General features: G+C 69.8%; 25 protein-coding genes and 1 tRNA gene. 16 read left to right on the plus strand and 10 right to left on the minus strand.

Translation table 11 applies throughout. The annotated features are described in order from the left end of the window. Positions 1–225 precede the first annotated feature (225 nt). Positions 226–963, minus strand: coding sequence for a DUF2637 domain-containing protein (locus ACFWP3_RS00900; protein WP_384215267.1), 738 nt, complete (start codon positions 961–963; stop codon positions 226–228). Positions 964–1,234: 271 nt separating this feature from the next. Next, a complete protein-coding gene (locus ACFWP3_RS00905; protein ID WP_384215268.1) occupies positions 1,235–2,371 on the minus strand; it encodes a DUF3631 domain-containing protein in 1,137 nt (378 codons plus the stop codon). Between the two features lie 369 nt (positions 2,372–2,740). Between ACFWP3_RS00905 and ACFWP3_RS00910 the strand changes: the two genes are divergently transcribed. The 3 genes from ACFWP3_RS00910 (at position 2,741) to ACFWP3_RS00920 (ending at position 4,675) form a co-directional block, all read left to right on the plus strand. After that, positions 2,741–3,025: a helix-turn-helix domain-containing protein gene (locus tag ACFWP3_RS00910; RefSeq protein ID WP_384215269.1), complete on the plus strand. Its 285-nt coding sequence runs from the start codon at positions 2,741–2,743 to the stop codon at positions 3,023–3,025. 175 nt (positions 3,026–3,200) lie between these two features. Continuing rightward, on the plus strand, positions 3,201–3,464 hold the full coding sequence (locus ACFWP3_RS00915; protein WP_384215270.1) for an excisionase family DNA-binding protein: 264 nt from the start codon (positions 3,201–3,203) through the stop codon (positions 3,462–3,464). Beyond that, complete coding sequence (locus ACFWP3_RS00920) at positions 3,464–4,675, plus strand: tyrosine-type recombinase/integrase (RefSeq protein WP_384215271.1); 1,212 nt, start codon at positions 3,464–3,466, stop codon at positions 4,673–4,675. Before ACFWP3_RS00915 ends, ACFWP3_RS00920 begins: the two co-directional genes overlap by 1 nt. A 161-nt stretch (positions 4,676–4,836) precedes the next feature. Here ACFWP3_RS00920 and ACFWP3_RS00925 read toward each other — a convergent pair. Then, positions 4,837–4,907 (minus strand) — tRNA-Gly (locus ACFWP3_RS00925). Between the two features lie 179 nt (positions 4,908–5,086). Here ACFWP3_RS00925 and ACFWP3_RS00930 point away from each other — a divergent pair. From ACFWP3_RS00930 to ACFWP3_RS00940, 3 genes are all read left to right on the plus strand, one after another. Continuing rightward, on the plus strand, positions 5,087–5,299 hold the full coding sequence (locus tag ACFWP3_RS00930) for a hypothetical protein (protein ID WP_384215272.1): 213 nt from the start codon (positions 5,087–5,089) through the stop codon (positions 5,297–5,299). Positions 5,300–5,390: 91 nt separating this feature from the next. Beyond that, positions 5,391–5,978, plus strand: a complete 588-nt coding sequence (dcd, locus tag ACFWP3_RS00935) for a dCTP deaminase (RefSeq protein WP_030709189.1) — start codon at positions 5,391–5,393, stop codon at positions 5,976–5,978. After that, positions 5,975–6,478: a phosphoribosyltransferase gene (locus ACFWP3_RS00940; RefSeq protein ID WP_384215273.1), complete on the plus strand. Its 504-nt coding sequence runs from the start codon at positions 5,975–5,977 to the stop codon at positions 6,476–6,478. The genes dcd and ACFWP3_RS00940 overlap by 4 nt, the downstream gene beginning before the upstream one ends. A 71-nt stretch (positions 6,479–6,549) precedes the next feature. On the opposite strand, the gene ACFWP3_RS00945 is transcribed toward ACFWP3_RS00940, so the two are convergent. Continuing rightward, positions 6,550–7,497 (minus strand): Yip1 family protein, encoded by a 948-nt coding sequence (locus ACFWP3_RS00945; RefSeq protein ID WP_384215274.1) that lies wholly within the window; start codon positions 7,495–7,497, stop codon positions 6,550–6,552. Between the two features lie 254 nt (positions 7,498–7,751). On the opposite strand from ACFWP3_RS00945, the gene ACFWP3_RS00950 reads away from it, so the two are divergent. Continuing rightward, on the plus strand, positions 7,752–8,750 hold the full coding sequence (locus ACFWP3_RS00950; protein ID WP_384215275.1) for a hypothetical protein: 999 nt from the start codon (positions 7,752–7,754) through the stop codon (positions 8,748–8,750). A gap of 92 nt (positions 8,751–8,842) precedes the next feature. Here ACFWP3_RS00950 and ACFWP3_RS00955 read toward each other — a convergent pair whose 3' ends face one another. Then, positions 8,843–11,197 carry a heterodisulfide reductase-related iron-sulfur binding cluster gene (locus ACFWP3_RS00955; RefSeq protein ID WP_384215276.1) on the minus strand — a complete coding sequence of 785 codons (2,355 nt, stop codon included), beginning with the start codon at positions 11,195–11,197 and terminating at the stop codon, positions 8,843–8,845. Positions 11,198–11,307: 110 nt separating this feature from the next. After that, positions 11,308–11,844, minus strand: coding sequence for a sugar transferase (locus ACFWP3_RS00960; RefSeq protein WP_384215277.1), 537 nt, complete (start codon positions 11,842–11,844; stop codon positions 11,308–11,310). 230 nt (positions 11,845–12,074) lie between these two features. On the opposite strand from ACFWP3_RS00960, the gene dnaK reads away from it, so the two are divergent. Genes dnaK through ACFWP3_RS00980 form a run of 4 tightly spaced genes read left to right on the plus strand, consistent with a single transcriptional unit; the run spans position 12,075 to position 16,260 of the window. Continuing rightward, on the plus strand, positions 12,075–13,925 hold the full coding sequence (gene dnaK / locus ACFWP3_RS00965) for a molecular chaperone DnaK (protein ID WP_384215278.1): 1,851 nt from the start codon (positions 12,075–12,077) through the stop codon (positions 13,923–13,925). Then, the gene (gene grpE, locus ACFWP3_RS00970) at positions 13,925–14,572 is read left to right on the plus strand and encodes a nucleotide exchange factor GrpE (RefSeq protein WP_384215279.1); all 648 of its coding nucleotides are present in this window, start codon (positions 13,925–13,927) and stop codon (positions 14,570–14,572) included. The genes dnaK and grpE overlap by 1 nt, the downstream gene beginning before the upstream one ends. A gap of 39 nt (positions 14,573–14,611) precedes the next feature. Beyond that, the gene (gene dnaJ / locus ACFWP3_RS00975) at positions 14,612–15,793 is read left to right on the plus strand and encodes a molecular chaperone DnaJ (protein ID WP_384215280.1); all 1,182 of its coding nucleotides are present in this window, start codon (positions 14,612–14,614) and stop codon (positions 15,791–15,793) included. A 2-nt stretch (positions 15,794–15,795) separates the two neighbouring features. Then, the gene (locus ACFWP3_RS00980) at positions 15,796–16,260 is read left to right on the plus strand and encodes a heat shock protein transcriptional repressor HspR (protein WP_362295040.1); all 465 of its coding nucleotides are present in this window, start codon (positions 15,796–15,798) and stop codon (positions 16,258–16,260) included. Positions 16,261–16,357: 97 nt separating this feature from the next. Here the strand turns inward: ACFWP3_RS00980 and ACFWP3_RS00985 are convergent, their stop codons facing one another. After that, positions 16,358–17,380: a helix-turn-helix transcriptional regulator gene (locus tag ACFWP3_RS00985; protein ID WP_384215281.1), complete on the minus strand. Its 1,023-nt coding sequence runs from the start codon at positions 17,378–17,380 to the stop codon at positions 16,358–16,360. Between the two features lie 84 nt (positions 17,381–17,464). Here ACFWP3_RS00985 and ACFWP3_RS00990 point away from each other — a divergent pair, with 84 nt between their 5' ends. Together ACFWP3_RS00990 and ACFWP3_RS00995 are read left to right on the plus strand one after the other, a co-directional pair. After that, positions 17,465–17,701 carry a hypothetical protein gene (locus ACFWP3_RS00990; RefSeq protein ID WP_361750491.1) on the plus strand — a complete coding sequence of 79 codons (237 nt, stop codon included), beginning with the start codon at positions 17,465–17,467 and terminating at the stop codon, positions 17,699–17,701. Then, entirely contained in the window at positions 17,701–18,015 is a 315-nt protein-coding gene (locus tag ACFWP3_RS00995) for a hypothetical protein (RefSeq protein WP_030026718.1), read from the plus strand. The genes ACFWP3_RS00990 and ACFWP3_RS00995 overlap by 1 nt, the downstream gene beginning before the upstream one ends. Before the next feature lie 184 nt (positions 18,016–18,199). Here ACFWP3_RS00995 and ACFWP3_RS01000 read toward each other — a convergent pair whose 3' ends face one another. After that, the gene (locus ACFWP3_RS01000) at positions 18,200–18,604 is read right to left on the minus strand and encodes a pyridoxamine 5'-phosphate oxidase family protein (RefSeq protein WP_384215282.1); all 405 of its coding nucleotides are present in this window, start codon (positions 18,602–18,604) and stop codon (positions 18,200–18,202) included. Between the two features lie 147 nt (positions 18,605–18,751). Here ACFWP3_RS01000 and clpB point away from each other — a divergent pair, with 147 nt between their 5' ends. Both clpB and ACFWP3_RS01010 read left to right on the plus strand, forming a co-directional pair. Further along, positions 18,752–21,337, plus strand: coding sequence for an ATP-dependent chaperone ClpB (gene clpB, locus ACFWP3_RS01005; protein WP_384215283.1), 2,586 nt, complete (start codon positions 18,752–18,754; stop codon positions 21,335–21,337). 113 nt (positions 21,338–21,450) lie between these two features. Beyond that, positions 21,451–21,990, plus strand: a complete 540-nt coding sequence (locus ACFWP3_RS01010; protein WP_384215284.1) for a YbjN domain-containing protein — start codon at positions 21,451–21,453, stop codon at positions 21,988–21,990. Between the two features lie 9 nt (positions 21,991–21,999). Here the strand turns inward: ACFWP3_RS01010 and ACFWP3_RS01015 are convergent, their stop codons facing one another. After that, positions 22,000–23,190, minus strand: coding sequence for a glycosyltransferase family 39 protein (locus ACFWP3_RS01015; RefSeq protein ID WP_384215285.1), 1,191 nt, complete (start codon positions 23,188–23,190; stop codon positions 22,000–22,002). A 138-nt stretch (positions 23,191–23,328) separates the two neighbouring features. Further along, complete coding sequence (locus ACFWP3_RS01020; RefSeq protein WP_384215286.1) at positions 23,329–24,519, minus strand: pyridoxal phosphate-dependent aminotransferase; 1,191 nt, start codon at positions 24,517–24,519, stop codon at positions 23,329–23,331. A gap of 722 nt (positions 24,520–25,241) precedes the next feature. Here ACFWP3_RS01020 and ACFWP3_RS01025 point away from each other — a divergent pair. Beyond that, positions 25,242–25,790 carry a DUF2617 family protein gene (locus ACFWP3_RS01025; protein ID WP_384215287.1) on the plus strand — a complete coding sequence of 183 codons (549 nt, stop codon included), beginning with the start codon at positions 25,242–25,244 and terminating at the stop codon, positions 25,788–25,790. Positions 25,791–25,886 lie beyond the last annotated feature (96 nt).

Consider the following 25,886-nt stretch of genomic DNA (forward strand, 5'->3'; position numbering starts at 1 on the left):
TTGGACCGGCCCTTGGACGGTCCAACGCCATACCTTGCTCCCTCTGGGGCGGGGGTGAGTCGTACGGTCTGCTGGTCTTGGGGCGCTGGGTTGTGTGGATCGTGCATCGGGTGACCTTCGGGAGTGGGCGGGTAGCGGGAGGCTGGTGCAGGCGCCAGGTAGCGGAGGAGGAGGCTCGCTCACCCTGGGTGTTCCCTAAGGTGAGCGGAGCGAGGTCCTCCCGCATCAGTGCTGGGCGGGGTCGGCCTGGGCGTCGTCGAGTTCGGTTTGGAGGAGGTTCTTCGCCTGGTCCAGGCGTTCGCGGCCTACGCGCAGCCCCTTGTCACGGATGGCCCTTTCGATGTGGCGGCGTGAGACCTTGCCACCGCGACCCAGCGGGGCGGTGCGCCCGATCTCGATCGCCTGCTCCAACGTGGCGCTGGACTGCCGGTCGGGACGTTCGACGGGCGGCGTGTCGGGCTCAGCCACTTGCTCGGGGTCTGACGAAGCCACGTTGGGGATGGGTTGTGGCTCCCGTGCGGGTGCGGAGCCACGCTCAGGCTGAGGGCGCAAGACCCTGTTAATAGTGCGAGCCGTTTCGTGTGGCGCTGGGTGTGTGGGGCGGCGCTGGACGAGCAGGTAGAGGTGGACGGCGCCGGCCAGCGCGAGCGGGGCGATCGCGGAGATGGTGCCGACCGTGATGTCGTCCAGGGCGAGTCCGCCTCGTCCGCTCTGCTGATTGAGGCGGATGGCGTGGAGGACGTTGGCCCAGATGCTCGTCCCGGTGGCCAGGCTGACCAGGGTGGCCACGTACAGGCGGGCCCGCAGGGGTGCGGTGCGCAGGACGAGGAGGGCGCCGATCCCGATGGCGATGAAGCCGTCGACGACGAGGGGGAAGGCGTACGTGAGAACGGGATGGATGTGGCTGGCAGCGGCCATCTGACGCAGCGCGTCATAGGACAGTGCGAAGGCACCGAGCGCCATGAGCGTGACCCCGGTACGGATCGCTACGGCCAGCTGAGCTGGGGATGGCGTGGGTCCGGGAGAGATGGTGTGCGAGGGCAAGCGTGGTGCTCCCAGGGTGGAGGCGGGCACGGGGCGGGGCGGCCGTGAAGCCTGGAGACTCGTCCCACTCGTCCCGCCGCTGGTCAGGGCAGGTACGGGTGATCGCCTGATGTCGAGTCGACTCGTTGCGGCGTCTTGACTCGTCCCGGCGCTGACCTGCGCGGGGACGAGTGGGACGAGACGTGGAGGGTTAGGCGCCGGTGGCGGGCGGGGCCTCTGCGACGGGTTTCTCTGGCGGGCAGTATCGGGTCCAGGCGTCGGTGAACTGCGCGGGAGTGAAGCCCTTGGCCTGACTGCCGTCGGGGAAGCGGCGGTTGCCCGAGCCGATGCCGTAGTCGTCGAGCAGGATCTGCAGTCCGCGTGGGGTGAGCCCCTTGGGGCTGTGCTCGGACCAGGGCGCCTCTGGGTCGGCGTTGAGGAGGTCCAGCAGGTGGGTGGTCCGCAGGGCGGGCGGGTTACCCACGCTGGCGAAGGCTTTGCGGATGTCGGTCAGGATACGGATCTTCAGTCCGCCTTCCTGATCGCGCCCGGACTCGTAGTCCGTCATGGTCTTGCACGCCGTGCGGGCGATCATCGGCCAGCGTCCGCCCGCGAGGTCGGCGACGCTGATCAACGGCTCCCAGGTGTCGGCGGCGCGGTCGTTGACCGGGAGCTTGGGCTCCAGCGCGATGGCCTCGTCGCGGACGCTGGCGAGCCAGGCCGCGAGCCGTTCCCGCAGCGCCCTGACCGTCAGGTCGTCGCGGCCGTAGCGCCACGAGGTGACCATCTCGGCGCCCGTGCGGCGGCGCATGCGGATGACCACGGACCGGTCCATGATCGTGTCGGGCAGATCCCCGATGCCGGCCAGGGCGGCCATGGCGAAGGTGGAGAACTTCTGCACGTCGTGGTTCGGGCCGGACACCCGCAGGGTAGGCCGGTTGCGCATGTGCCCTGCGTTGAGCAGCCCGCGCATCTCCTCGTTCTTCTCCGCGACCTTCGCCGACCCGAAGATCGTGTCGACCTCGTCCACCATCAGGGTGGGCGGGTTGCCGCCATCGATCGAGCGGAAGATCGCCGCAGCTGACGCGCTGACCGTGATCAGCGGTTCGTGGACGGACTCGTGCAGGACCTCCAGCAGCCGGGACTTCCCACACTTCTTCGCCGGCCCGACCACTGCGAGGCGTGGGGCGTGCTGCCACACCGTCTGCAGGTGCGTGGCCGCCGCCCACAGCGTGGCGGCGGTCAGGGCCTCCTCGCTCGGCATGACCACGTAGCGGCGGATCGTGGCCCGCACTTCGTCCAGGAGTTGTTCCCCGATCGGTGCCTCGTCAGGGCGCTGCGCATCCATCGGCGGATCGTTCGGGCGGCCGGGGACGGCGACGGGCGGCCATATTTCATTTGACGGAGTCTCATCGAGGGCAGGGGGCGTCGGCTTCAAGAGGGCGGCTCCTTTACTGGTGGCCGGGCTGCTTGGCCACCTTGCGGAAATTGGGCAGGAAAACCCGGCGAGGCCGGGGTGTGGACAACACAGCCACACCCCATGCGAAAAAGTCCAGGGTTCACTCTGCTTTCTCTCAAAACTTATGCCCGGCACATGGTGGTGGTTCGGGAGTCCCGGATGAGGGATCGGCCCGCAAAGCCGGTGATGATCGGCCTATCGCTCACAGCAGACGGGAAACTGTTCCCGGACGGCTGCGGGGCAAGCTACAACACACCAATGCCTCCACGCTCACTTGAAATCGGCCCTGCCGGACGGGCCGCGGCCCGCGCCATCGAACGCACCCGCGTCGCCCTCGGCTACTCGCAGCGCCAGCTCGCGGCCCACGTCGTCGCGCTCGGCCGGCCTATGACCTTCACCGCGCTCTCTCGCATCGAACGCACCGTGCGGCGCTGCGATGTCGACGACCTGGTCGCCATAGCCGCCGCCCTCGGAGTGCCGCCGCAGGTACTCCTTGCCGACTGTCCTACAGGGCTCTCGTCGGCTGGCGAGGCCGCAACATAGCCGACGATCCCCGGTCAGCCAAACCGGGGATTCTCCGGACCATTGGTGTTCCCGGCGCACCTTTTCGCTCCGGCCCGTGCCAGAACTCTTTTCATTTCACGATAGGAAGCTCTTGCGTCGATCTCCGATACCCCCTGCTCGAAAAGATCTCGTTGTCATCCATGGGATAGACGAGGTGGGAGGGAATGCCGCATCCGGTGAAACTTCCGTCGCGAAGGGGGCCAATACCGCCGACCGTCTTCTCACGGTCGACGAGGCCGCGGAACGTCTTGGAACCGGTGTGCGCTTCATTCGACGCCTCATCTCCGAGCGCCGCATCGAGTACGTCAAATTGGGCAAGCACGTCCGCATAGCCGATAGCGTCCTGACCGCCTACGTGGCGGTGCGCACGGTCGCGCCCGTCCGCACTCGGCGGGCGGGCTACGGGACGGCTGCCTGATGCCTCCCGCCCGCAAGCGAGTTCCCCGCCGTAGCTTCGGTGCGATCAGGAAGCTGCCCTCGGGGCGCTACCAGGCCCGCTACCCCGGAGCGACCGGCATCCTCCGTGCGGCCCCTCAGACGTACGACACCAAGCGCGACGCGGAGGTGTTCCTCGCCCAGATCCAGGCCGATCAGTCACGCGGCGACTGGATCGACCCGACCGCCGGCGAGGTGCTGTTCGCCGAGTACGCCCGGCGCTGGATCGACGAACGCGGCATCGCCCCCACCACCGACGAGCTGTACCGGCGGCTGCTGCGCATCCACCTGGAGCCCGCCTTCGGCAGCCAGTACGTCAACACCATCAGCCCTGCCAAGGTGCGGACTTGGCGTGCGGAACGGCGTACGGCGACCGGTGCGACCACCACGGCGAAGTCTTACCGGCTGCTGAAGGCGATCATGCAGACCGCGGTGGAGGACGAGCTGATCCGTCGGAACCCCTGCTCCATCCGCGGTGCGGGGCGCGAGGACGCCGACGAGCGGCCCGTGGCCACCATCGACCAGGTCTTCGCGCTCGCCGAGGCCATCGGGATCCGCTGGCGGCTGATGGTGCTGCTGGGCGCCTTCGCCTCCATGCGGCCCGAGGAACTGGCCGAACTGCGTCGCGCCGACATCGACCTCGACACCGGATCCGTGCGCGTCCGACGTGCGGCTCCGGAGCTGAACACCGGACGCCGGGTGATCGGAGACCCCAAGTCCCGAGCGGGCAAGCGGGAGATCATGCTGCCCGGCTTTGTCCTCCTCGACGTACGCCGGCACCTGGACTGGTACGCCCAGCCCGGACCCGAGGGCCTGGTGTTCGTGGGGGAGGAGGGCGCCGCCCTGCGCGGCACCACCTTCGGCCGCAAGTGGCGCAAGGCCCGGGATGCCGTCGGCATGCCCAAGGAGTTCCGCTTCTACGACCTGCGCCACACCGGGAACACCCTCGCTGCCGATACCGGCGCCAAGCTGAAGGACCTCATGGTCCGCGCGGGACAGTCGTCCGAGCGCGCCCAGCTGATCTATCAGCACTCCACCAAGGCGCACCAGCGCACGCTCGCCGACAACATCGACGCCGACGTCCGTCGCCAGCGCACGCAGCCGGACCGGCAGACGGGTGGAGCCACGGCAGTCACCGTCCACAAGCTCGTGCCACGACTTCCGGGTCCCGGTGGGGCCGCTCGGAGGAGGTGACGCCCCGGCGTGCGACGTAGGCGCCCTGTCGTGGGCCGTGGTGGATCAGCGATCAATCTGACGCCCCGTGAGGGGACTTATGGCACGCGAATGGCACGCGGGGTCCGAGAGGTCTAGACAACGACGAAGGCCCAGGTCGTTGACCTGGGCCTTCTTGCAAGAGCGGATGACGGGAATCGAACCCGCGCTATAAGCTTGGGAAGCTCATGTTCTACCATTAAACTACATCCGCGCAGCGTTCCAGTTGCCTGGATCGGTAGCGTTGCCCACCCTACCCCATGATCGACCCCCGGTGAATCTGCCCCGGTGGCGGCGGTGCGTGCCGTGTGTACGGGGGCGTGTGGGGGCGGGAGTTGGGGCGTACCGTGTGGGTGCGGAGCGGCGGCTGGAGTGGGTCTTGTTCATCCCCTAATGTGGCGATTCGTCGCAGTACAGCTCGTTGGGGAAAGGGACTCGATGGAGCACACCGTCGTCCGTTGTGCCGAAGGGCACGTTTTCAGTACCGCCTCCTTCCCGCTGCAGCACCTCGGTGCCGGCCGGATCGGGCCCGGGCGGCTGTTGCGGTGTCCGCGGTGCGCGCGGCTGAGGCAGGCCGTGCCCGTGGGTGGTGCCGTCAGGCGGTAGGAGCCACAGGCTCCGGGCAGCCGGTACGGCCGGGCGCGCGGGTGCCGCTCTCGATTGGGGGTGGCCCGCACGCTCTGCGTATCCTCGGGACGTGCTTCTCTCTGACAAAGACATCCGGGCCGAGATCGACAGCGGACGGGTTCGCATCGACCCGTTCGAGGAGTCGATGGTGCAGCCCTCCAGCATCGACGTACGCCTCGACCGGTTCTTCCGGGTGTTCGAGAATCACCGGTACGCCCACATCGATCCGGCGATCGAGCAGGCGGACCTGACCCGGATGGTGGAGCCGGAGGGGGACGAGGCCTTCATCCTGCACCCCGGGGAGTTCGTGCTCGCCTCGACCTACGAGGTCATCTCGCTGCCCGACGACATCGCCTCCAGACTGGAGGGGAAGTCCAGCCTGGGCCGCCTCGGTCTGGTGACGCATTCGACCGCCGGGTTCATCGACCCCGGGTTCTCGGGTCACGTGACCCTGGAGCTGTCGAACCTCGCCACGCTGCCGATCAAGCTCTGGCCGGGCATGAAGATCGGGCAGCTGTGCATGTTCCGGCTCAGCTCGCCGGCGGAGTTCCCGTACGGCAGCGAGCGCTACGGGTCCAGGTACCAGGGCCAGCGCGGGCCGACCGCCTCGCGCTCCTTCCAGAACTTCCACCGCACCCAGGTGAGGCACGACGCATGAGTGACAACGCAGTGCGCGAGAATCTTGACTACGAGGGGTTCGGGCGGGCTGTGCGCGAGCTCGCGCAGACCATCGCCGACGACGGGTACGAGCCCGACATCATCCTGAGCATCGCCCGCGGCGGGGTGTTCGTCGCCGGCGGGCTGGCGTACGCGCTCGACTGCAAGAACATCCACCTGGTGAACGTGGAGTTCTACACGGGCGTGGGCACGACTTTGGAGATGCCGGTCATGCTCGCGCCGGTGCCCGAGGCGATCGACTTCACCGACAAGAAGGTCCTCATCGCCGATGACGTGGCCGACACCGGCAAGACCCTGAAGCTCGTCCACGACTTCTGCCTCGGCCACGTCGCCGAGGTGCGGTCCGCCGTCATCTACGAGAAGTCCCACTCGCTCGTGAAGTGCGAGTACGTGTGGAAGAAGACCGACGAGTGGATCAACTTCCCCTGGTCGGTCGAGCCGCCCGTCGTGCGGCGTGAGGGACAGGTTCTCGACGCATAGTCACGCACCATGCGTGAGGGCCCGCCGTGCGTTGTTGCGCGGCGGGCCCTTTCGTGTGCGTGACCGGGCGGTCAGATCGTGCCCAGCTTGATGATCGACAGCAGCGCGATCAGCTGGATCGCGGACGCGCCCAGGGCCTTCGGCCACGGCAGGTCGTGGGACTTGCCGATCAGCGCCGTGAACAGGGCGCCCGCCGCTACCCAGGTGGCCCAGCCGAGGACCTGGACCAGCCCGTTGTCGCCGCCCAGGAACACGGCGAAGATCAGGCGCGGGGCGTCCGTCAGCGACATGACCAGCATGGACAGGCCCACGGTGGGCTGCCAGGAGCCGTCGCCGCCCAGCTGGCGGGCCAGGGTGTGGGTGACCGCGCCGAGCAGCAGCCCGCAGATCACGAAGGCCGCCCCCGCCGAGAGGACGATCGGCACGGCCTTGGAGAGGGGCGCGTTGATCACGTCCTGGCGGGCGTCGTCGAGGCCGAAGACCGCGAGGAGCCCGTAGAGGAAGGTCACGGCCAGCGCCGGACCCCAGACGGCGTAGTCGCGCATCTGGAGGAAGGTCTGGCCCGGCCGCGTCACGATGCCGCGCAGGAGCTCCTTCCACGGCAGCCGCGGGCCGGACGGGGCGGCCGCGGCCGCGCCCGCCTGGTACGTCGCGCCCTGGCTGTACGGGTCCTCGCCGACGGCGAAGACCTGGGTGTGCCCCGGGTTGTCGTTGGTGTAGCCCCCGTGACCGCCGTGGCCGCCCTGCCCGCCGCCCTGACCGCCGTGGCCGCCGCCCTGGCCCCCGTGGCCGTACGGGGCCTGCGGGTGCTGCTGCTGGCCGTACGGGTCGAAGTACTCGGGCTCGCCGTGTCCCCCGGCGCCTGGCTGCGGCCACTGCTGCTGCGGCGGCGGGCCCGCGGGAGGGTAGGGCTGCTGGCCGTACGGAGGCGGTTGCTGCTGTCCGTACGGCTGCTGCCGCGGAGGTTGTTGCGGGGTGCGGTTGTTGTCCCGGCCGCGTCCGATCCTGAATCCAGCCACGTGATCGAAAGTACCTGGTCCTGCCGCGCCCCGTGGACGGGCGGCCGGAAGAAGGGGCCTTTGCGGCTGACCTGTGACATCCCCTAGGGGACGACAGGGTGTCCGTTTTACGTGTCTGCGTCGAAGTCTGTGGGCCTTCGTTACGTTGCCGACGGAATACCCACATATCCGGCCCGTAGCTTCGTGTCTGCCGACGCCCCGCAGAGCAATCGCAGAGCACGAGTACGAGCACGAGCACGAGAAGAGCACCCGTCATGCGCAGCACCCGCCGCACCACCCTCCGTACCGCCGCCGTCCTGACCGGCGCGGCCGCCGTCCTGGCCCTTCCCGTCGGGTCCGCCTTCGCCGACTCCCCGGCCGTTACGGAGCCGGAGGTGCTGCCCGGTATCGAGCAGCCGCAGCAGCCGCAGCAGCCGCAGGTCGACCCGTCCGTTCCGCCGGTGAAGCCCGCCCCGCCGGAGAAGCCCACCACCCTGCCGGCCAAGCCGACCGCCGGCGTCCGGGCGTACATCACCACCGTGAAGCTGGCCGACGGCTCCGTGGCCAAGGTCTACAAGCTCGGCGCGAACCACTTCGAGGCGGACATATTCGCCGGCTCCACGAAGCTCGACACCCTGGTCAGCAAGGGCGCCGCCGCCTCGTACGGCCAGAGCAACGGGCTGCACGTCGTGCTCCAGCCGAACGGCACCGTGACCTCCTGGATGGCGGGCGGGGAGAAGCCGAAGCCGGTCGAGAAGCCGAAGCCGCACGTCAAGCCCGAGGTCAAGAAGGAGAGCTCGGTGCGGATCACCATGCCCGACGGCCGCATCGCCAAGCTGGTCGACGGCCCGAAGGGCAAGCGCGTCGACTTCTCGATGCCGAACGGCAACGTCCTCGGAAGCATCGACCTGAAGCACCCGAGCACGCTGAACGACGGCTGGACGTACAAGCTCGTCCAGGACGGCAAGCGCGTGAAGTTCGTCGTCATCGACGGCAAGGGCGGCGGGAACAGCTGGGTGTACGACTTCGACGGCAGGCTGATCGAGCAGTACACCGTGAAGAAGGACGTGAAGAAGAGCGGGGTGAAGGGCGAGGCGAAGCCCGCCGCCGTCGCCGGGAAGGTCGCGCCCAAGGGCGGGGTCAAGGCCGGCGCGGAGGGCGTCGCCGAGCCGACGGGCGGCGACACCCCGAAGCTGGTCGCCGCGGGCGGCGGGATGGCCGCGGCGGGCGCGGCCGGCCTCGGCTTCGCGATGCTGCGCCGCCGGTCCTCCTGACCGACCGGGGCGAGCGGGTGTGACACACGCCGAACGGCCGGTCCCCCGGGAGGGGACCGGCCGTTCGGCGTGTGGTGCGGGGTGGCCGCGTACTACTTGGCTTCCTCGGGCTTCGGCTCAGCCGCCTCAGCCGCCTCAGCCGCCTCAGCCGTCTCGGCCGCAGCGGCCTTCTCGGCCTCGACTTCGACTTCGGCCTCGGCCTCATCGGCCTCCGCCTCGACCTCGACCTCGGCCGGCTCCGGCGTCTTCACCGAGTCCAGCAGCAGCTGCGCCACGTCCACGACCTGCACGGACTCCTTCGCCTTGCCGTCGTTCTTCTTGCCGTTCACCGAGTCGGTGAGCATGACGAGGCAGAACGGGCAGGCGGTCGACACGATGTCCGGGTTGAGGGACAGCGCCTCGTCGACGCGCTCGTTGTTGATGCGCTTGCCGATCCGCTCCTCCATCCACATCCGCGCGCCGCCGGCGCCGCAGCAGAAGCCCCGCTCCTTGTGGCGGTGCATCTCCTGCTGCCGCAGCCCCGGCACGGCCGACATGATCTCGCGCGGCGGCGTGTAGACCTTGTTGTGCCGGCCCAGGTAGCACGGGTCGTGGTACGTGATCAGGCCCTCGACCGGCGTCACCGGCGTCAGCCGGCCCTCGTCGATCAGGTGCTGGAGCAGCTGCGTGTGGTGGATGACCTCGTACTCGCCGCCCAGCTGCGGGTACTCGTTCGCGATGGTGTTGAAGCAGTGCGGGCAGGTCGAGACGATCCGCTTCGCCGACTTCGGCTTACGGGTCGAAGGATCTTCATCGTCTTCGCCGAACGCCATGTTCAGCATGGCCACGTTCTCCTGGCCCAGCTGCTGGAACAGCGGCTCGTTGCCCAGGCGGCGCGGCGAGTCACCGGTGCACTTCTCGTCGCCGCCCATGATCGCGAACTTGACGCCCGCGATGTTCAGCAGCTCCGCGAAGGCCTTCGTGGTCTTCTTGGCCCGGTCCTCCAGGGCGCCGGCGCAGCCGACCCAGTAGAGGTAGTCGAACTCGGAGAGGTCCTCGGCGTCCTTCCCGATGATCGGGACCTCGAAGTCGACCTCCTTGGTCCACTCGACGCGCTGCTTCTTCGCCAGGCCCCAGGGGTTGCCCTTCTTCTCCAGATTCTTGAGCATCGTGCCCGCCTCCGACGGGAACGCGCTCTCGATCATCACCTGGTAGCGGCGCATGTCGACGATGTGGTCGATGTGCTCGATGTCGACCGGGCACTGCTCCACGCACGCACCGCAGGTCGTGCAGGACCACAGCACGTCCGGGTCGATGACGCCGTTCTCCTCGGCCGTCCCGATCAGCGGGCGCTCGGCCTCGGCGAGGGCGGCGGCCGGGACGTCCTTCAGCTGCTCCGCCGTCGCCTTCTCGTTGCCCTCCATGTCCTTGCCGCCGCCGGCGAGCAGGTACGGGGCCTTGGCGTGCGCGTGGTCGCGCAGCGACATGATCAGGAGCTTCGGGGACAGCGGCTTGCCGGTGTTCCAGGCCGGGCACTGCGACTGGCAGCGGCCGCACTCCGTGCACGTGGAGAAGTCGAGGATGCCCTTCCAGGAGAACTGCTCGACCTGCGAGACGCCGAAGACGTCGTCCTCGCCCGGGTCCTCGAAGTCGATCTGCTTGCCGCCGCTGGTCATCGGCTGGAGGGCGCCGAGCGCGGTCGCGCCGTCGGCGTTCCGCTTGAACCAGATGTTCGGGAAGCCGAGGAAGCGGTGCCAGGCGACACCCATGTTGGTGTTGAGCGAGACCACGATCATCCAGATCAGCGAGGTGCCGATCTTGATCATCGCGGTGAAGTAGATGGCGTTCTGCAGGGCGCCGAGCGAGAGCCCCTTGAAGGCCAGCACGAGCGGGTACGACACGAAGTACGCCGGGTCGTACGAGTCCACGTGGTGGATCGCGCCCTCGAGGCCGCGCAGCGCGAGGATGGCGAGGCCGATGGTCAGGATGATGTACTCGACGAAGTATGCCTGCCAGGCCTTCGAGCCGGTGAAGCGCGACTTGCGGCCCGCCCGGGAGGGCAGGTTGAGCAGCCGGATCGCGATGAGGACGAGGATGCCCACGACCGTCATCAGGCCGATGAACTCGATGTACATCTCGAACGGCAGGAAGCCGCCGATGACCGGCAGCGTCCAGTCGGCCTGGAAGAGCTGCCCGTAGGCCTGCGCCAGCGTCGGCGGCAGCGTCAGGAAGCCGACGGCGACGAACCAGTGCGCGAAGCCGACGATGCCCCAGCGGTTCATCCGGCTGTGGCCCAGGAACTCCCGGACCAGGGTGATCGTTCGGGCCTTCGGGTCGTCCGTACGGCTGCCGGCCGGTACGGGCTGGCCGAGCTTCACGAAGCGGTAGATCTGCGCCACGGCTCGGGCGAGCAGCGCGACGCCGACCACGGTCAGGACCAGCGACACGATGATCGCGGCGAGTTGCATGGGAGGGCTCCTCGGGCGGCACTTACTAAGCGGTAACTTATGAAGTCAAGGCTTGAGGTTACCCATTCCCGACGCCGCAATGTAGCTGAGCGTGCGGTGATCTGTGTCGCTCAGGGCTGCCTATGTCGGTAGGCCGCCCGTGGAGTCTGCGCCAGGATCGCGAGGTCCATCCCGAGCCAGTGGTTCTCCACATAATGCAGGTCGAGCAGGGGCATCTCCTCCCACGGTAGGTCCGAGCGGGCGCTCACCTGCCACAGGCCGGTCATTCCGGGGCGTACGAGCAGCCGCTCGGGCCGGTCCGTACGGGGCTCCGGGCGCGGCCCGACCAGCGACATCTCGCCCCGGAGCACGTTGACCAGCTGCGGCAGGGCGTCGAGGGCGCACCGCTCGACGGCCTCGCCGGCGCCGCCCGCGCCGTCGGTGCGCAGCCGCCAGGTCAGGAACGGCCGCCCGGCCAGGCCCGCGGCGGGCTCCCGTACGAGGACCCGGCCGCCCTGGGTCACGTACAGCAGCGCGGCGGCCAGGGCGAGCGGGACGGCCGCGACGGCGAGCAGGAGCGCCGCGCCGACCAGGTCCACCACCCTTTTCGCCGGCGGGGCGGTGGGTACCCGAACCCGGGGCCGGGGGGCGGTGAGTGTGAGCGGCATTCCAGCACCGTGCCGGACGCCTCCCGGCGGGGTGGGGTGGCGCGCGGTCGGCGGGGTCGGGGGAACCCGTTCGGGCGCGGCTGGATTCGCGTCGGAGGGGCTGGAGAGCGGCAAGGTTGCGCGTAAGGATGGGCTAAAGGTTGAGTCGAGCCGACTCAGTTCCGTTGACGTCGGCGCGGGTGTGGGGCATCCTTGAGTCTGTTGCACTCAAGTCAGCTGGAGGAATCGAAATGGCACGTGCGGTCGGCATCGACCTGGGCACCACTAACTCCGTCGTCAGCGTTCTGGAAGGCGGCGAGCCCACCGTCATCACCAACGCCGAGGGCGCCAGGACCACGCCGTCCGTCGTCGCCTTCGCCAAGAACGGCGAGGTCCTCGTCGGCGAGGTGGCCAAGCGCCAGGCGGTCACGAACGTGGACCGGACCATCCGCTCCGTCAAGCGCCACATGGGCACTGACTGGAAGATCAACCTGGATGGCAAGGACTTCAACCCGCAGCAGATGAGCGCCTTCATCCTGCAGAAGCTGAAGCGCGACGCCGAGGCGTACCTGGGCGAGAAGGTCACGGACGCGGTCATCACCGTCCCGGCCTACTTCAACGACTCCGAGCGCCAGGCGACGAAGGAGGCCGGCGAGATCGCGGGCCTGAACGTCCTGCGTATCGTCAACGAGCCGACGGCCGCCGCCCTGGCCTACGGCCTCGACAAGGACGACCAGACCATTCTCGTCTTCGACCTCGGTGGCGGCACCTTCGACGTGTCGCTCCTCGAGATCGGCGACGGCGTCGTCGAGGTCAAGGCCACCAACGGTGACAACCACCTCGGTGGTGACGACTGGGACCAGCGCGTCGTCGACTACCTGGTGAAGCAGTTCGCCAACGGTCACGGCGTGGACCTCTCCAAGGACAAGATGGCGCTCCAGCGCCTGCGCGAGGCCGCCGAGAAGGCGAAGATCGAGCTGTCCTCCTCCACGGAGACCTCGATCAACCTGCCCTACATCACGGCCTCCGCCGAGGGCCCGCTGCACCTGGACGAGAAGCTCACGCGCTCGCAGTTCCAGCAGCTCACCGCGGACCTGCTCGACCGCTGCAAGACCCCGTTCCACAACGTCATCAAGGACGCCGGCATCCAGCTGTCCGAGATCGACCACGTGGTCCTGGTCGGCGGCTCCACCCGCATGCCGGCCGTCGCCGAGCTCGTCAAGGAGCTCACCGGCGGTCAGGACGCCAACAAGGGCGTCAACCCGGACGAGGTCGTCGCCATCGGCGCCACCCTCCAGGCCGGTGTGCTCAAGGGTGAGGTCAAGGACGTCCTGCTCCTCGACGTGACCCCGCTGTCCCTCGGCATCGAGACCAAGGGCGGCATCATGACCAAGCTCATCGAGCGCAACACCACGATCCCGACCAAGCGGTCCGAGATCTTCACGACGGCCGAGGACAACCAGCCGTCCGTGCAGATCCAGGTCTACCAGGGCGAGCGCGAGATCGCGGCGTACAACAAGAAGCTCGGCATGTTCGAGCTGACCGGCCTGCCGCCGGCCCCGCGTGGCGTCCCGCAGATCGAGGTCTCCTTCGACATCGACGCGAACGGCATCATGCACGTCACGGCCAAGGACCTTGGCACGGGCAAGGAGCAGAAGATGACCGTCACCGGCGGCTCCTCGCTCGGCAAGGACGAGGTCGACCGCATGCGCCAGGAGGCGGAGCAGTACGCGGAGGAGGACCTGCGCCGCAAGGAGGCCGCCGAGTCCCGCAACCAGGGCGAGCAGCTCGTCTACCAGACGGAGAAGTTCGTCAAGGACAACGAGGACAAGGTCCCGGCCGAGGTCAAGACCGAGGTCGAGGCCGCCGTCACCGAGCTGAAGGACAAGCTCAAGGGTGACGACACCGCCGAGATCCGCACCGCGACCGAGAAGCTCGCCGCGGTCAGCCAGAAGCTCGGCCAGGCCATCTACGCCGACGCCCAGGCCGCTCAGGGTGCCGCCGGTGCCGCTCCCGGTGACGCCGGTCAGGCCAAGGCCGACGACGACGTCGTCGACGCCGAGATCGTCGACGACGAGAAGCCGAAGGGTGGCGCTGCCTGATGTCGGAGGAGACCCCGGGTTTCGACGAGAAGCCCGAAGTCCCCGCCGACGGCACGCCCGACGAGCCGAAGGCCGCCGACTCCGCGAAGGAGGAGGCGGCCCCGGCCGGGGACGCGGCGCAGGACGTGGCGCTGCTCGCGCAGCTGGACCAGGCCCGTACGGCGCTCGGTGAGCGCACCGCGGACCTCCAGCGGCTCCAGGCGGAGTACCAGAACTACCGCCGCCGGGTGGAGCGGGACCGGATCGCCGTCAAGGAGATCGCGGTCGCGTCCCTCCTGACGGAACTGCTCCCGACCCTGGACGACATCGGCCGGGCGCGGGAGCATGGCGAGCTGGTCGGCGGCTTCAAGTCGGTGGCCGAATCGCTGGAGACCGCCGCGGCGAAGATGGGGCTGCAGCAGTTCGGCAAGGAGGGCGAGCCCTTCGACCCGACGATCCACGAGGCCCTGATGCACTCGTACGCGCCGGACGTCACCGAGACGACCTGCGTGGCGATCCTGCAGCCGGGGTACCGGATCGGCGAGCGTACGATCCGCCCCGCGCGGGTCGCGGTGGCCGAGCCCCAGCCGGGCGCGGCCCCCAAGTCGGAGTCCGCGGAGGGCGAAGCGCCGTCGGACAAGGACGCGGATGCCCCCGACAAGGGCTGAAGCTGAACCAGTAGCGGTACGAGAGGAGGGACACCGGGGATGAGCACGAAGGACTTCGTCGAGAAGGACTACTACAAGGTCCTCGGTGTCCCGAAGGACGCGACCGAGGCCGAGATCAAGAAGGCGTACCGGAAGCTCGCGCGCGAGTTCCACCCGGACGCCAACAAGGGCGACGCCTCGGCCGAGGAGCGCTTCAAGGAGATCTCCGAGGCGAACGACATCCTCGGCGACGCGAAGAAGCGCAAGGAGTACGACGAGGCGCGCGCCCTGTTCGGCAACGGCGGCTTCCGCCCGGGACCGGGCGGGGCCGGCGGCTCGTTCAACTTCGACCTCGGCGACCTCTTCGGCGGTCAGCAGCAGGGTGGCCAGGCCGGCGGCTTCGGCGGCGGCCTGGGCGATGTGTTCGGCGGCCTGTTCAACCGCGGCGCCGGCCCGGGTGCGGGCACCCGCACCCAGCCGCGCCGCGGCCAGGACATCGAGTCGGAGGTCACCCTCTCCTTCACGGAGGCGGTGGACGGGGCCACGGTCCCGCTCCGGATGTCCTCGCAGGCCCCCTGCAAGGCCTGTTCCGGAACCGGCGACAAGAACGGCACCCCCCGGGTGTGCCCGACCTGCGTCGGCACCGGCCAGGTCTCGCGGGGCAGCGGCGGCGGCTTCTCGCTGACCGACCCCTGTGCGGACTGCAAGGGCCGCGGCCTGATCGCGGAGACCCCCTGCGACGTCTGCAAGGGCAGCGGGCGCGCCCGCAGTTCGCGCACCATGCAGGTCCGGATCCCGGCGGGCGTCTCCAACGGCCAGCGGATCCGGCTGCGCGGCAAGGGCGCTCCGGGCGAGCGCGGCGGTCCCGGCGGTGACCTGTACGTCGTCGTGCACGTGGACTCCCACCCGGTGTTCGGCCGCAAGGACGACAACCTGACGGTGACCGTCCCGGTGACCTTCGCCGAGGCGGCCCTGGGCGCCGACATCAAGGTCCCGACCCTGAACGGCCCCTCGGTGACGCTGAAGCTGCCGCCGGGCACCCCCAACGGCCGCACCATGCGGGCCCGCGGCAAGGGAGCGGTCCGCAAGGACGGCACCCGCGGCGACCTGCTGGTGACGGTGGAGGTCGCGGTCCCGACCGAGCTGTCGGACAAGGCCCGCGAGGCGCTGGAGATGTACCGCGATGCGACGGAGTCGCAGGACCCGCGTACCGCGCTGTTCGAGTCCGCGAAGGGAGCATGACCATGGACGGCCGCCGACGACAGTCCTCCCGCCTGGGCGGGGGCTACCAGCTCACCGATGAGACCCCGGTCTACGTGATCTCGGTGGCCGCCCAGCTCTCGGGCCTGCATCCGCAGACCCTCCGTCAGTACGACCGCCTGGGCCTGGTCTCCCCGGACCGGACGGCCGGCCGCGGCCGGCGCTACTCGGCCCGCGACATCGAACTGCTCCGCACGGTGCAGGCGCTGTCGCAGGACGAGGGCATCAACCTGGCGGGCATCAAGCGGATCATCGAGCTGGAGAACCAGGTCGCCGCGCTCCAGCAGCGCGTGGCCGAGCTCTCCGCGGCGGTGGACGGCGCGGCCGCCACGCTCCGGGCCCGCGAGGCCCAGGTGCACGCCTCGTACCGGCGCGACCTGGTTCCGTACCAGCCCCCGCAGCCGGGCAACGCCCTGGTCGTGTGGCGCCCCAAGCGCCCGATGGACTGACGGCGGACCGGCGGTTTTCAGCCAGCGCAGGCATGGGGAAGGCCCCCGCCCGGGAACGGGTGGGGGCCTTCCGTTTGTGTGGGCCGGCAGTGGGTAGTCAGAGCTGCCGGTGTTCCGGGGTGTCGAGGATCCCGGACTGGGCGATGAGGAAGCCGAGTTGGGCGCGGCTGCCGCTGCCCAGGTAGGCGGCCAGCTTGGCGATGTGCGCCCGGCAGGTGCGTACGTTCATCCCCAGGCGGCGTGCGATGGCCTCGTCCACGTGCCCCTCGACGAGCAGCTGGGCGATGGTGCGCTGCACGCCCGAGATGCCGTCCGGGGCGTGCGTGTACGTCACTTCCTCGCTCAACGGCACGGCGCGGCGCCACAGTTGCTCGAAGACCTTGATGAGATAGTCGACCAGTCCCGGGTGCCGCAGCTCCAGTGCCACCGTCCGGTCGTCGCTCGCGGGGATGAAGGCCACCGTGCGGTCGAAGATCATGAGACGCTCTATGAGCTCCTCAAGTGTGCGGATCTCCACCTTCCCCGTGGAGATCCGGTCCACGTAGGCGAGCGTGCCCTGGCTGTGGCGTACCGTGTGCTGGTAGAGCGTGCGGATGCTCACCCCCCGGTTGAGCAGCGGCGCAGCGCGCTCCAGTGCCTCGGTGAGGATGAAGCTGGGCCGGGCTCCGCCCGGTTGTACGGTCAAGGCCTCGGTGTGGCACTCGGCGGTGGCCAGGTCGAGGGCCGCGTTGATCTGCTCGAAGCCCTCCAGCACGGTGATGGCGTGGGTGGTCGCGGGGCTCTGGGCGCTGATGGTCAGGAACGGCTCGAATGCGTCGGCGAGATCTACGGCGCTGCGTCTGCGGTCGCGGATCTCGCGCTCGAGCGGATGGAGCCGCTGGGTGAGGGCGACGGACGGGGGAACCGCGCGCAGCTGGTTCGCGTCATCGGGGTCGGGCCTCAGCAGAGCGAATTCGAGCAGGCAGGGGGCGTTCTCCACCTCGCCGCGGGAGACGCGGCCGGTGCTCAGCGCGGCTGCGTAGAGGCGCGCTCCCTCGGGGCACATGGCTGTGACCGGGTGGGGATGTGTCGGGTTTGTGTCGCTCTTGGGCAAATCTCCACCCCCCAGGGTCCTGAACATGTAAGAACATGATGCATCGTCCCTGTGGCACTGACGTGCCTGAATAAGCCATCGTCAGTCACGCGGGGGAGAGGATTCCATCAAGTGAGGACGAAGCCGACCATGTATAAGAGAATGCTTCGCTCGGTGCTTGCCGTTGTTTTCTCCGTCGTTGCGGTCCATGGGGCAGTCGTCGCCTTCAACGGCGACGCGGGAAGCGTTCAGGCCGACACCGGTACCAGTACCAGCACGCCCGTCGAATCGGTAGGCAAGACCGATCTGGGCTGGAACACGGCTCCCGCTGATCTCGGCTGGAACACCACGCCGGCGAAGGTCTCCTGATGACCCCCGACGACCGCGGCTTCCGCCGCGAAATGGCCTCTGCCTACCGCTCCGGCTGGCAGTTCATCGACCTCGCCACGGCCATCCCCCACCCTGGCGACTCGTTGATGGTCACCCTGTTCGGACAGCCGATCGTCATCGTGCGCGAGGAGGACGAGGACGTACGTGCGTACCGCTGCCTGCGTCGCCCCCGCGGCGCGCCGCAGCCCGTCCGCTGCGAGGTGCGCTACGGAATGGTCTTCGTCAACCTCGACCAGCGCGATCACCAGCTCTTCGAACCTGATATCACCACCGCCACCCCCCGCAGTGCCTGAAGCGATTCCCCCGTCGTTGCAGATCGCTCAGGTGCTACCCCCACACAACGGCGCCATCGTGGACCTGACCACGATGGCGCCGTTGTGATGTCCGCGTCCACTCGTCGGCCGGACAAGATTTGGTTGCGGATCGCGCCCCTGGCCGGCCGCCGTCGGGCCCGGCGGGCGCCGGCCCCGGCCGCCGTCAGGCGCGGCCCATCGCCCGGTCCAGGGTGATCTCCATGACCACCCGGTCGGGATTGGGCGAGGGCGTCCGCCCGTAGCGCTCCGCGTAGCGCGCCACCGCGTCGGCGACCGACGCCTCGTCCGTGCGGATCACCGCGCGCCCCTCGAGGGTGGCCCAGCGGCGTCCTTCCATCTGGCAGACCGCGACCCGGGCCGTGCCCGGCTCCGCCGCCAGGATGTTGCGGACCTTCCTGCTGTGCCTGTTGCTGATCACCCGGGCCAGCCCTGCCTCCGGGTCGTACGTCACGCCCACCGGCACCACGTGGGGCGTCCCGTCGGGCCGCGGGGTGGTCAGCGTGCAGACGTGCCGCTCCTGCCAGAAGGCGAGGTACTCGGGCGTCGGGTTGAGTACGTCATGGGACATGGCCCGAAGGGTACGGGGCGGGCCGGGGCGGGCCCGTCCGGGGGACAGCCGCCTGCCTTGAGCCGCCTGCCTTGAGTGGAATAGACTCAACTTTGCGTAGGTTGTTTATGTCATGGTTCTGTCCCCCGAGAGAGGAGCAAGTCACCCGTGGATGCCGAGCTGACCAACAAGAGCCGGGACGCGCTGAACGCGGCCACCAGCCGGGCCGTCAAGGACGGCCACGCCGATCTGACGCCCGCGCACCTGCTGCTGGCGCTCCTCGCCGGCGAGGACAACGAGAACGTCACCGACCTCCTCGCGGCCTCCGACGCCGACCAGGTCGCCGTACGGGACGGCGCGGAGCGGCTGCTCGCCGCCCTGCCCAGCGTCACCGGGTCCACGGTCGCGCCCCCGCAGCCCACCCGCGAGCTGCTCGCCGTACTCGCCGAGGCCGACGCCCAGGCGGGCAAGCTCGGCGACGACTACCTCTCCACCGAACACCTCCTCATCGCGCTCGCCGCCAAGGGCGGCGCGGCGGGTGAGGTCCTTTCCGCCCAGGGCGCCAGTGCGAAGAAGCTGCTGGACGCCTTCCAGAACGCACGAGGAGGGCGGCGGGTGACCACCCCCGACCCCGAGGGTCAGTACAAGGCGCTGGAGAAGTTCGGCACCGATTTCACGGCCGCCGCCCGCGAGGGCAAGCTCGACCCGGTGATCGGCCGGGACCACGAGATCCGCCGCGTCGTACAGGTGCTGTCGCGGCGCACGAAGAACAATCCGGTGCTGATCGGCGAGCCCGGCGTCGGCAAGACGGCCGTGGTGGAGGGGCTGGCGCAGCGCATCGTGAAGGGCGACGTGCCGGAGTCGCTGAAGAACAAGCGGCTGGTCTCCCTGGACCTGGGCGCGATGGTCGCCGGCGCGAAGTACCGCGGTGAGTTCGAGGAGCGGCTGAAGACGGTCCTGGCGGAGATCAAGTCCAGCGACGGCCAGATCATCACCTTCATCGACGAGCTCCACACGGTCGTCGGCGCGGGCGCCGGCGGGGACTCGGCGATGGACGCGGGCAACATGCTCAAGCCCATGCTGGCCCGCGGCGAGCTGCGGATGGTCGGCGCGACGACGCTGGACGAGTACCGCGAGCGCATCGAGAAGGACCCGGCGCTGGAGAGGCGCTTCCAGCAGGTGCTGGTCGCCGAGCCGTCCGTCGAGGACACGATCGCGATCCTGCGCGGGCTCAAGGGCCGCTACGAGGCGCACCACAAGGTGCAGATCAACGACAGCGCGCTGGTCGCCGCGGCCACCCTCTCCGACCGGTACATCACCTCCCGCTTCCTGCCGGACAAGGCCATCGACCTGGTCGACGAGGCGGCCTCCCGGCTGCGCATGGAGATCGACTCCTCGCCGCTGGAGATCGACGAGCTCCAGCGGGCGGTGGACCGGCTGCGCATGGAGGAGCTGGCGCTCAAGAACGAGTCCGACCCGGCCTCGCTCGAGCGCCTCGACAAGATCCGCAAGGACCTCGCCGACCGCGAGGAGGAGCTGCGCGGGCTGACGGCGCGCTGGGAGAAGGAGAAGCAGTCCCTCAACCGCGTCGGTGAGCTCAAGGAGCGCCTGGACGACCTGCGCGGACAGGCCGAGCGCGCCCAGCGCGACGGGGACTTCGACACCGCCTCCAAGCTGCTCTACGGGGAGATCCCGACGGTGGAGCGGGAACTGGCGGAGGCCACCGAGGCCGAGGCCGAGGCGTCGAAGGACACCATGGTCAAGGACGAGGTCGGCCCCGACGACATCGCGGACGTGGTGGGCGCCTGGACCGGCATCCCGGCCGGCCGGCTCCTGGAGGGCGAGACGCAGAAGCTGCTGCGCATGGAGGACGAGCTGGGCCGGCGCCTGATCGGCCAGGGCGAGGCCGTACGGGCCGTCTCGGACGCCGTGCGCCGCACCCGGGCCGGGATCGCCGACCCGGACCGGCCGACGGGCTCGTTCCTCTTCCTGGGCCCCACGGGCGTGGGCAAGACCGAGCTGGCCAAGGCGCTGGCCGACTTCCTCTTCGACGACGAGCGGGCGATGATCCGCATCGACATGTCGGAGTACGGCGAGAAGCACTCCGTGGCCCGCCTGGTCGGTGCCCCGCCCGGGTACGTGGGCTACGAGGAGGGCGGCCAGCTCACCGAGGCCGTCCGCCGCCGCCCGTACTCCGTGGTGCTGCTGGACGAGGTGGAGAAGGCCCACCCGGAGGTCTTCGACATCCTGCTCCAGGTCCTGGACGACGGCCGTCTCACCGACGGCCAGGGCCGCACGGTGGACTTCCGCAACACCATCCTGGTGCTGACCTCGAACCTGGGCAGCCAGTTCCTCATGGACCCGGCGACCCCGGCGGAGCAGAAGAAGCAGCAGGTCCTGGACGTGGTCCGGGCGAGCTTCAAGCCCGAGTTCCTCAACCGCCTCGACGACCTGGTGGTCTTCTCGGCGCTGACCGGCGACGAGCTGGCCCACATCGCCGAGCTTCAGATCGGCCGCCTCGCCAAGCGGCTGGCCGACCGCCGCCTGACCCTGGAGGTCACCCCGGACGCCCTGGCCTGGCTGGCCGACAAGGGCAACGACCCGGCGTACGGTGCGCGGCCGCTGCGCCGGCTGATCCAGACGGCGATCGGCGACCGCCTCGCGAAGGAGATCCTCTCCGGCGAGGTCAGGGACGGCGACACCGTGCGGGTCGACGTCGCCGGCGAAGACCTGCTGGTCGGAAAGGCCCTCTGACCTCCGCCGCCGCACCCCCGTGTCCGCCCGGAGCGGATCGAACGCCGTCGGGCTGGACACGGGGTGGGCGGCATGGGGGAGGATGCAGGTATCCGCACGAAGGGAAGTACACGGTGAGCATCGACCCGGCCTCGATTCCGAACTTCGGAGGGCAGCAGCCCGATCCGCAGGCCACAGGACCGGCGGGCCCCGTCGTCCCCGACCAGGATCTGGTCAAGCAGCTGCTGGAGCAGATGGAGCTCAAGTACGTCGTCGACGACGAGGGTGACCTCGCGGCGCCGTGGGAGGATTTCCGCACGTACTTCATGTTCCGCGGCGAAGACGAGCAGCAGGTCTTCTCCGTGCGGACCTTCTACGACCGTCCGCACAAGATCGACGAGAAGCCCCAGCTTCTCGAGTCGATCGACGACTGGAACCGCCGCACCCTGTGGCCGAAGGTCTACAGCCACACCCACGACGACGGCTCGGTCCGCCTGATCGGTGAGGCGCAGATGCTGATCGGCACCGGCGTGAGCCTGGAGCACTTCGTGTCCTCCACGGTCAGCTGGGTCCGCGCCTCCATCGAGTTCGACAAGTGGCTCGTCGAGCAGCTCGGCCTGGAGAAGGAGATCGACTCCACCGGCGGCGACGACGAGGGCGACAACAACAACTAGGACCCGCTCCTAGAGCGGTACGCGGGCCACGAGCAGCAGGTAGAGCCCGTAGCCGTAGCTGAGCCCGGCCAGCCCCGCGGTCACCATGACCGCGGTGCGCGGCCGGGCTCTCGCCATGACGGCCGCCACCGGCAGCAGCAGCGGGAAGGCCGGGAGCAGGAACCGCGGCTTCGACTCGAAGAACCCGGCCCCGCCGTACGCGATCAGCAGCAGTATCGCCGTGTAGGCGAGCAGCGGCAGCGGGGTGCGGTCCAGCACCAGCAGCATCGCCAGCAGCCCGGCGGCGGCCAGCAGGACCACCGTCACGGTGGTGGCCAGCGGCACGTGCCCGCCGGTCAGCACCCGCTCGGCGGAGCGCAGCGCCCCGGCCCCGAAGTCGAAGCGCGAGCCCCAGTGCCGCTGCACCGCGAAGTACCCGCCGAGGGGATCGCGCACCCGCACCCCGACGGCCACGACGTACGCCGCCCAGCCCGCGGGGGCCAGCAGCCCGGCCACCCACACCTCGGGCGCCCGGGACCGGCGGCTGAGGATCGCGCACAGGGCCGTCACCGAGACGGCCGCGGCGACCGCGAGCCCGGTCGGCCGGGTCAGCCCCGCGAGCACGGCCAGGCCGGCCGCCCACAGCCAGCGCTCGCGCAGCAGGGCGTAGAGGGCCCAGGCGGCGAGCGCGGCCAGCAGGGCCTCGGTGTAGGCCAGGCTCAGCACGACGGCGTGCGGCAGCGCCGCCCACAGCCCGACGAGCAGCAGTCCGGCGCGGGGCCCGATCACCCGCTCGCCGATCCGGTACACGCCGACGGCGGCGACCGCGGCGCAGATCCACGCGACGAGGATCCCGGCCGGGACCAGCCCGCCGGGCAGTACCGAGCCGACCAGCCTGATCAGGGTCGGGTAGAGCGGGAAGAAGGCGTAGTCGCTCTGGATGGAGCCGGTGCCGGTGGTGGGGCTCGGCCACATCTGGGTGCGCCCGTAGCCGTTGGCGGCGATCCCGAGGTACCAGACGGAGTCCCAGGACCTGCCCAGGACCCGGAGCGGGTCCTTCCCGGCCCACCAGGAGCCGAGGGTGAGGACCAGTACCCCGGCGCCGCGTACGGCGGCGAACACCCCGAGCGCGATGACCGCCGGCGGCGCCGCGGCCCGCACCGCCTTGACGGCGCGCATCTCCAGTGGCGACGCGGACACCGAGACTCTGCCCGTTGCCATGTATCCCGACTTTCCTGCTCTTCGTGAGGACGCTCATCCGATGATGAGAGCTTCGGGCACGTTCCAGGCCGTCAGCTTCACACCGGCCTCGCTCACCCCGCAAGCACACCTGAAAAACGACGACGCCCCGGTCCGGGGCTAGAGACGGCCCAGGCGGGACACCGCTTCGCGGAGGATTTCGGTCCGCTTGCAGAAGGCCCAGCGGACCTGGGTGGCCCCGGCGGACTTGTCGTCGTAGAAGACCTGGTTCGGGATGGCGACCACGCCGCAGCGCTCGGGCAGGGCGCGGCAGAAGGCCAGTCCGTCCTTCTCGCCGAGCGGGGTGATGTCCGTGGTGATGAAGTACGTGCCCTGCGGACGGTAGACCTCGAAGCCGGCCGACGCGAGGCCGTCGGCGAGGAGCTCGCGCTTGGCGGCCAGGTCCGCGCGGAAGTCCTCGTAGTACGCGTCGGGCAGGGCGAGGGCCTCGGCGATCGCGTACTGGAAGGGGCCGGAGGAGACGTAGGTGAGGAACTGCTTCGCCGAGCGGACCGCCGTGACCAGCTCCGGGGGCGCCGTCACCCAGCCGACCTTCCAGCCCGTGAAGGAGAACGTCTTCCCGGCGGAGGAGATGGTGACCGTGCGCTCGTGCATGCCGGGGAACCCGGCCAGGGGGGTGTGGACGCCCTCGAACACCAGGTGCTCGTAGACCTCGTCCGTGACGACCAGGAGGTCGCGCTCCACGGCCAGGGCGGCGACGGCGGCGAGCTCCTCGCGGGTCAGGACCGTGCCCGTCGGGTTGTGCGGGGTGTTCAGCAGGAGCAGTCGGGTGCGCGGGGTGACGGCGGCGCGCAGCTCGTCCAGGTCGAGGGCGAAGGCCCCGGCGTGCGGGCGCAGGGTGATGGGGACGCGCACGGCGCCGGCCATCGCGATGCAGGCCGCGTACGAGTCGTAGTACGGCTCCAGGGCGATGACCTCGTCGCCCGGTTCGAGCAGGGCCAGCAGAGCGGCGGCGATGGCCTCGGTGGCGCCGGCCGTGACCAGGACCTCGGTGTCGGGGTCGTAGGCGAGGCCGTAGAAGCGCTGCTGGTGCGCGGCGATCGCGGTGCGCAGCTCGGGGACGCCGGGGCCGGGCGGGTACTGGTTGCCGAGGCCCGTGAGGACCGCGCGGGAGGCCGCCTCGGCGATCTCCGCCGGGCCGTCGGTGTCGGGGAAGCCCTGGCCCAGGTTGATCGACCCGGTGCGGGCGGCCAGCGCCGACATCTCCGCGAAGATCGTGGTGCCGAAGGCCGCCAGACGGCGGTTGAGGAAGGGGCGGTCGCTGCTCACGGGTGCGCTCATGAGCGCCATCCTGCGGGGAACCTCTGGACTTGCTCAAGTGTGCTTTGGGCCGCGTGGCCTGGGGGCATCCCCCCTTCACACGGGACGCGGGGATCCCGTCCCCCGGGAAGACCGGGGCGTGAGAGAGGGGGCGGACATGGTGTTCGTCTTCATTGTGATCGGTCTGATGGTCGTCGCCTTCGTCGTGACGGTGGCGGTCCGTTCGTTCCACAAGGGGTACTCCGGATCCGGCTCGGGTGCGAGCTCGGGTTCGAGCAGCAGCAACAGCAGCTGGTGGGCGGGGGGCAGCAGCGGATCTTCGTCCTCCTGCGGTTCGTCCTCCTCCTGCGGATCGTCGTCGTCCTCCTGCGGCGGTGGCGGGGGGTGCGGCGGTTCCAGCTGACACGGGGCAGCCGGCACCGCGCGCACGAGGGCGCCCGGCGGTACGTTTTCCGCGGGGCGCCCTCTGCTTTCGCGCACGCACCACGACGCGCGGGACGCCTGTGGTTGAACACGTGAACTGTGGAGCCCCCGGGGGGATGTAAACCCCGTCAAGTTGGGTAAAAACGCTGTGAGTGCCGTGCCTTTCATGATTCCCTCGGTTGAGTAGACCAGTCCTCGGACCTCCCTGGACTTCTCCCCCAGCTACCGCTGGGGGGACCCCCAGTGGACCCGTGCCGGTGTCCCCCCACCCGTTGACTACCGCTGGCGGGCCCCGGCCCATCTCCCTCGCGCGTTTGCGGAGCCGACTCATGCTCACGACCCTCAAGACCACCTACACCGACACGCGTGCCGCCGATCTCGCCTGGGCCCTGGGTCGGGACCGGCTGCCCGCCCTGGCCGTACTGAACCTCGACCTGTCGGGTGCGAAGGTGGAGCTGCGCCTGCTCGGGGCCTCTCATCAGGTGCTCCTGGAGGAGGGCGAGGTGCTCTGTTCGGAGACGGTCGCCTGTATGCCCGGCAGCAGCACGCCGCTGCCGCTCGGCGTGGCCAAGCGGGTGGGCGACTGGGAGTACGAGTTCGCCGCCCGGGTCGAGACCCTGTCCCGCGGCTCCTTCGCGGGCCGGGCGCAGGAGCTGCTCGCACTGGTCGCAGACCACCCGAACGGGCTAGCGGGCACCTTCCCGGGCAGTCCGCACGCCTTCACCGCCATGCTGGCCCAGCACTACGAGGGCCAGGTGCGCTGGCGGACCTGGCACGCGTACCCGCAGGAGGGTCAACTCGTGGCCACCAGGACCCGGATCGGCGTACGCGCGGGCGCGTCGGCCGTGGCCACCCTGGAGTCGCACGCGGTGCTCTGAGCCGCCTCCGCCCCGCCTCCCCCGGCCTCCCCCCCGCCTCCCCCCGCCCGCCGTGGCCCGGCGGGCCGCCGCGCCCGGGCCTCCGGGAGCGCGCCG

It is taken from the genome of Streptomyces sp. NPDC058525 (genome assembly GCF_042719495.1).
Taxonomy (GTDB): domain Bacteria; phylum Actinomycetota; class Actinomycetes; order Streptomycetales; family Streptomycetaceae; genus Streptomyces.

Excerpts from the sequence above, each read along its gene's own strand:
- ACFWP3_RS00900 (WP_384215267.1), bottom strand. The coding sequence starts at position 963 with ATGGCGCTCGGTGCCTTCGCACTGTCCTATGACGCGCTGCGTCAGATG.
- ACFWP3_RS00905 (WP_384215268.1), bottom strand. The coding sequence starts at position 2,371 with ATGGATGCGCAGCGCCCTGACGAGGCACCGATCGGGGAACAACTCCTG.
- ACFWP3_RS00910 (WP_384215269.1), top strand. The coding sequence starts at position 2,741 with ATGCCTCCACGCTCACTTGAAATCGGCCCTGCCGGACGGGCCGCGGCC.
- ACFWP3_RS00920 (WP_384215271.1), top strand. The coding sequence starts at position 3,464 with ATGCCTCCCGCCCGCAAGCGAGTTCCCCGCCGTAGCTTCGGTGCGATC.
- ACFWP3_RS00930 (WP_384215272.1), top strand. The coding sequence starts at position 5,087 with ATGTGGCGATTCGTCGCAGTACAGCTCGTTGGGGAAAGGGACTCGATG.
- ACFWP3_RS00940 (WP_384215273.1), top strand. The coding sequence starts at position 5,975 with ATGAGTGACAACGCAGTGCGCGAGAATCTTGACTACGAGGGGTTCGGG.
- ACFWP3_RS00950 (WP_384215275.1), top strand. The coding sequence starts at position 7,752 with ATGCGCAGCACCCGCCGCACCACCCTCCGTACCGCCGCCGTCCTGACC.
- ACFWP3_RS00955 (WP_384215276.1), bottom strand. The coding sequence starts at position 11,197 with ATGCAACTCGCCGCGATCATCGTGTCGCTGGTCCTGACCGTGGTCGGC.
- ACFWP3_RS00960 (WP_384215277.1), bottom strand. The coding sequence starts at position 11,844 with ATGCCGCTCACACTCACCGCCCCCCGGCCCCGGGTTCGGGTACCCACC.
- dnaK (WP_384215278.1), top strand. The coding sequence starts at position 12,075 with ATGGCACGTGCGGTCGGCATCGACCTGGGCACCACTAACTCCGTCGTC.
- grpE (WP_384215279.1), top strand. The coding sequence starts at position 13,925 with ATGTCGGAGGAGACCCCGGGTTTCGACGAGAAGCCCGAAGTCCCCGCC.
- dnaJ (WP_384215280.1), top strand. The coding sequence starts at position 14,612 with ATGAGCACGAAGGACTTCGTCGAGAAGGACTACTACAAGGTCCTCGGT.
- ACFWP3_RS00980 (WP_362295040.1), top strand. The coding sequence starts at position 15,796 with ATGGACGGCCGCCGACGACAGTCCTCCCGCCTGGGCGGGGGCTACCAG.
- ACFWP3_RS00985 (WP_384215281.1), bottom strand. The coding sequence starts at position 17,380 with ATGTTCAGGACCCTGGGGGGTGGAGATTTGCCCAAGAGCGACACAAAC.
- ACFWP3_RS00995 (WP_030026718.1), top strand. The coding sequence starts at position 17,701 with ATGACCCCCGACGACCGCGGCTTCCGCCGCGAAATGGCCTCTGCCTAC.
- ACFWP3_RS01000 (WP_384215282.1), bottom strand. The coding sequence starts at position 18,604 with ATGTCCCATGACGTACTCAACCCGACGCCCGAGTACCTCGCCTTCTGG.
- ACFWP3_RS01015 (WP_384215285.1), bottom strand. The coding sequence starts at position 23,190 with ATGGCAACGGGCAGAGTCTCGGTGTCCGCGTCGCCACTGGAGATGCGC.
- ACFWP3_RS01020 (WP_384215286.1), bottom strand. The coding sequence starts at position 24,519 with ATGGCGCTCATGAGCGCACCCGTGAGCAGCGACCGCCCCTTCCTCAAC.
- ACFWP3_RS01025 (WP_384215287.1), top strand. The coding sequence starts at position 25,242 with ATGCTCACGACCCTCAAGACCACCTACACCGACACGCGTGCCGCCGAT.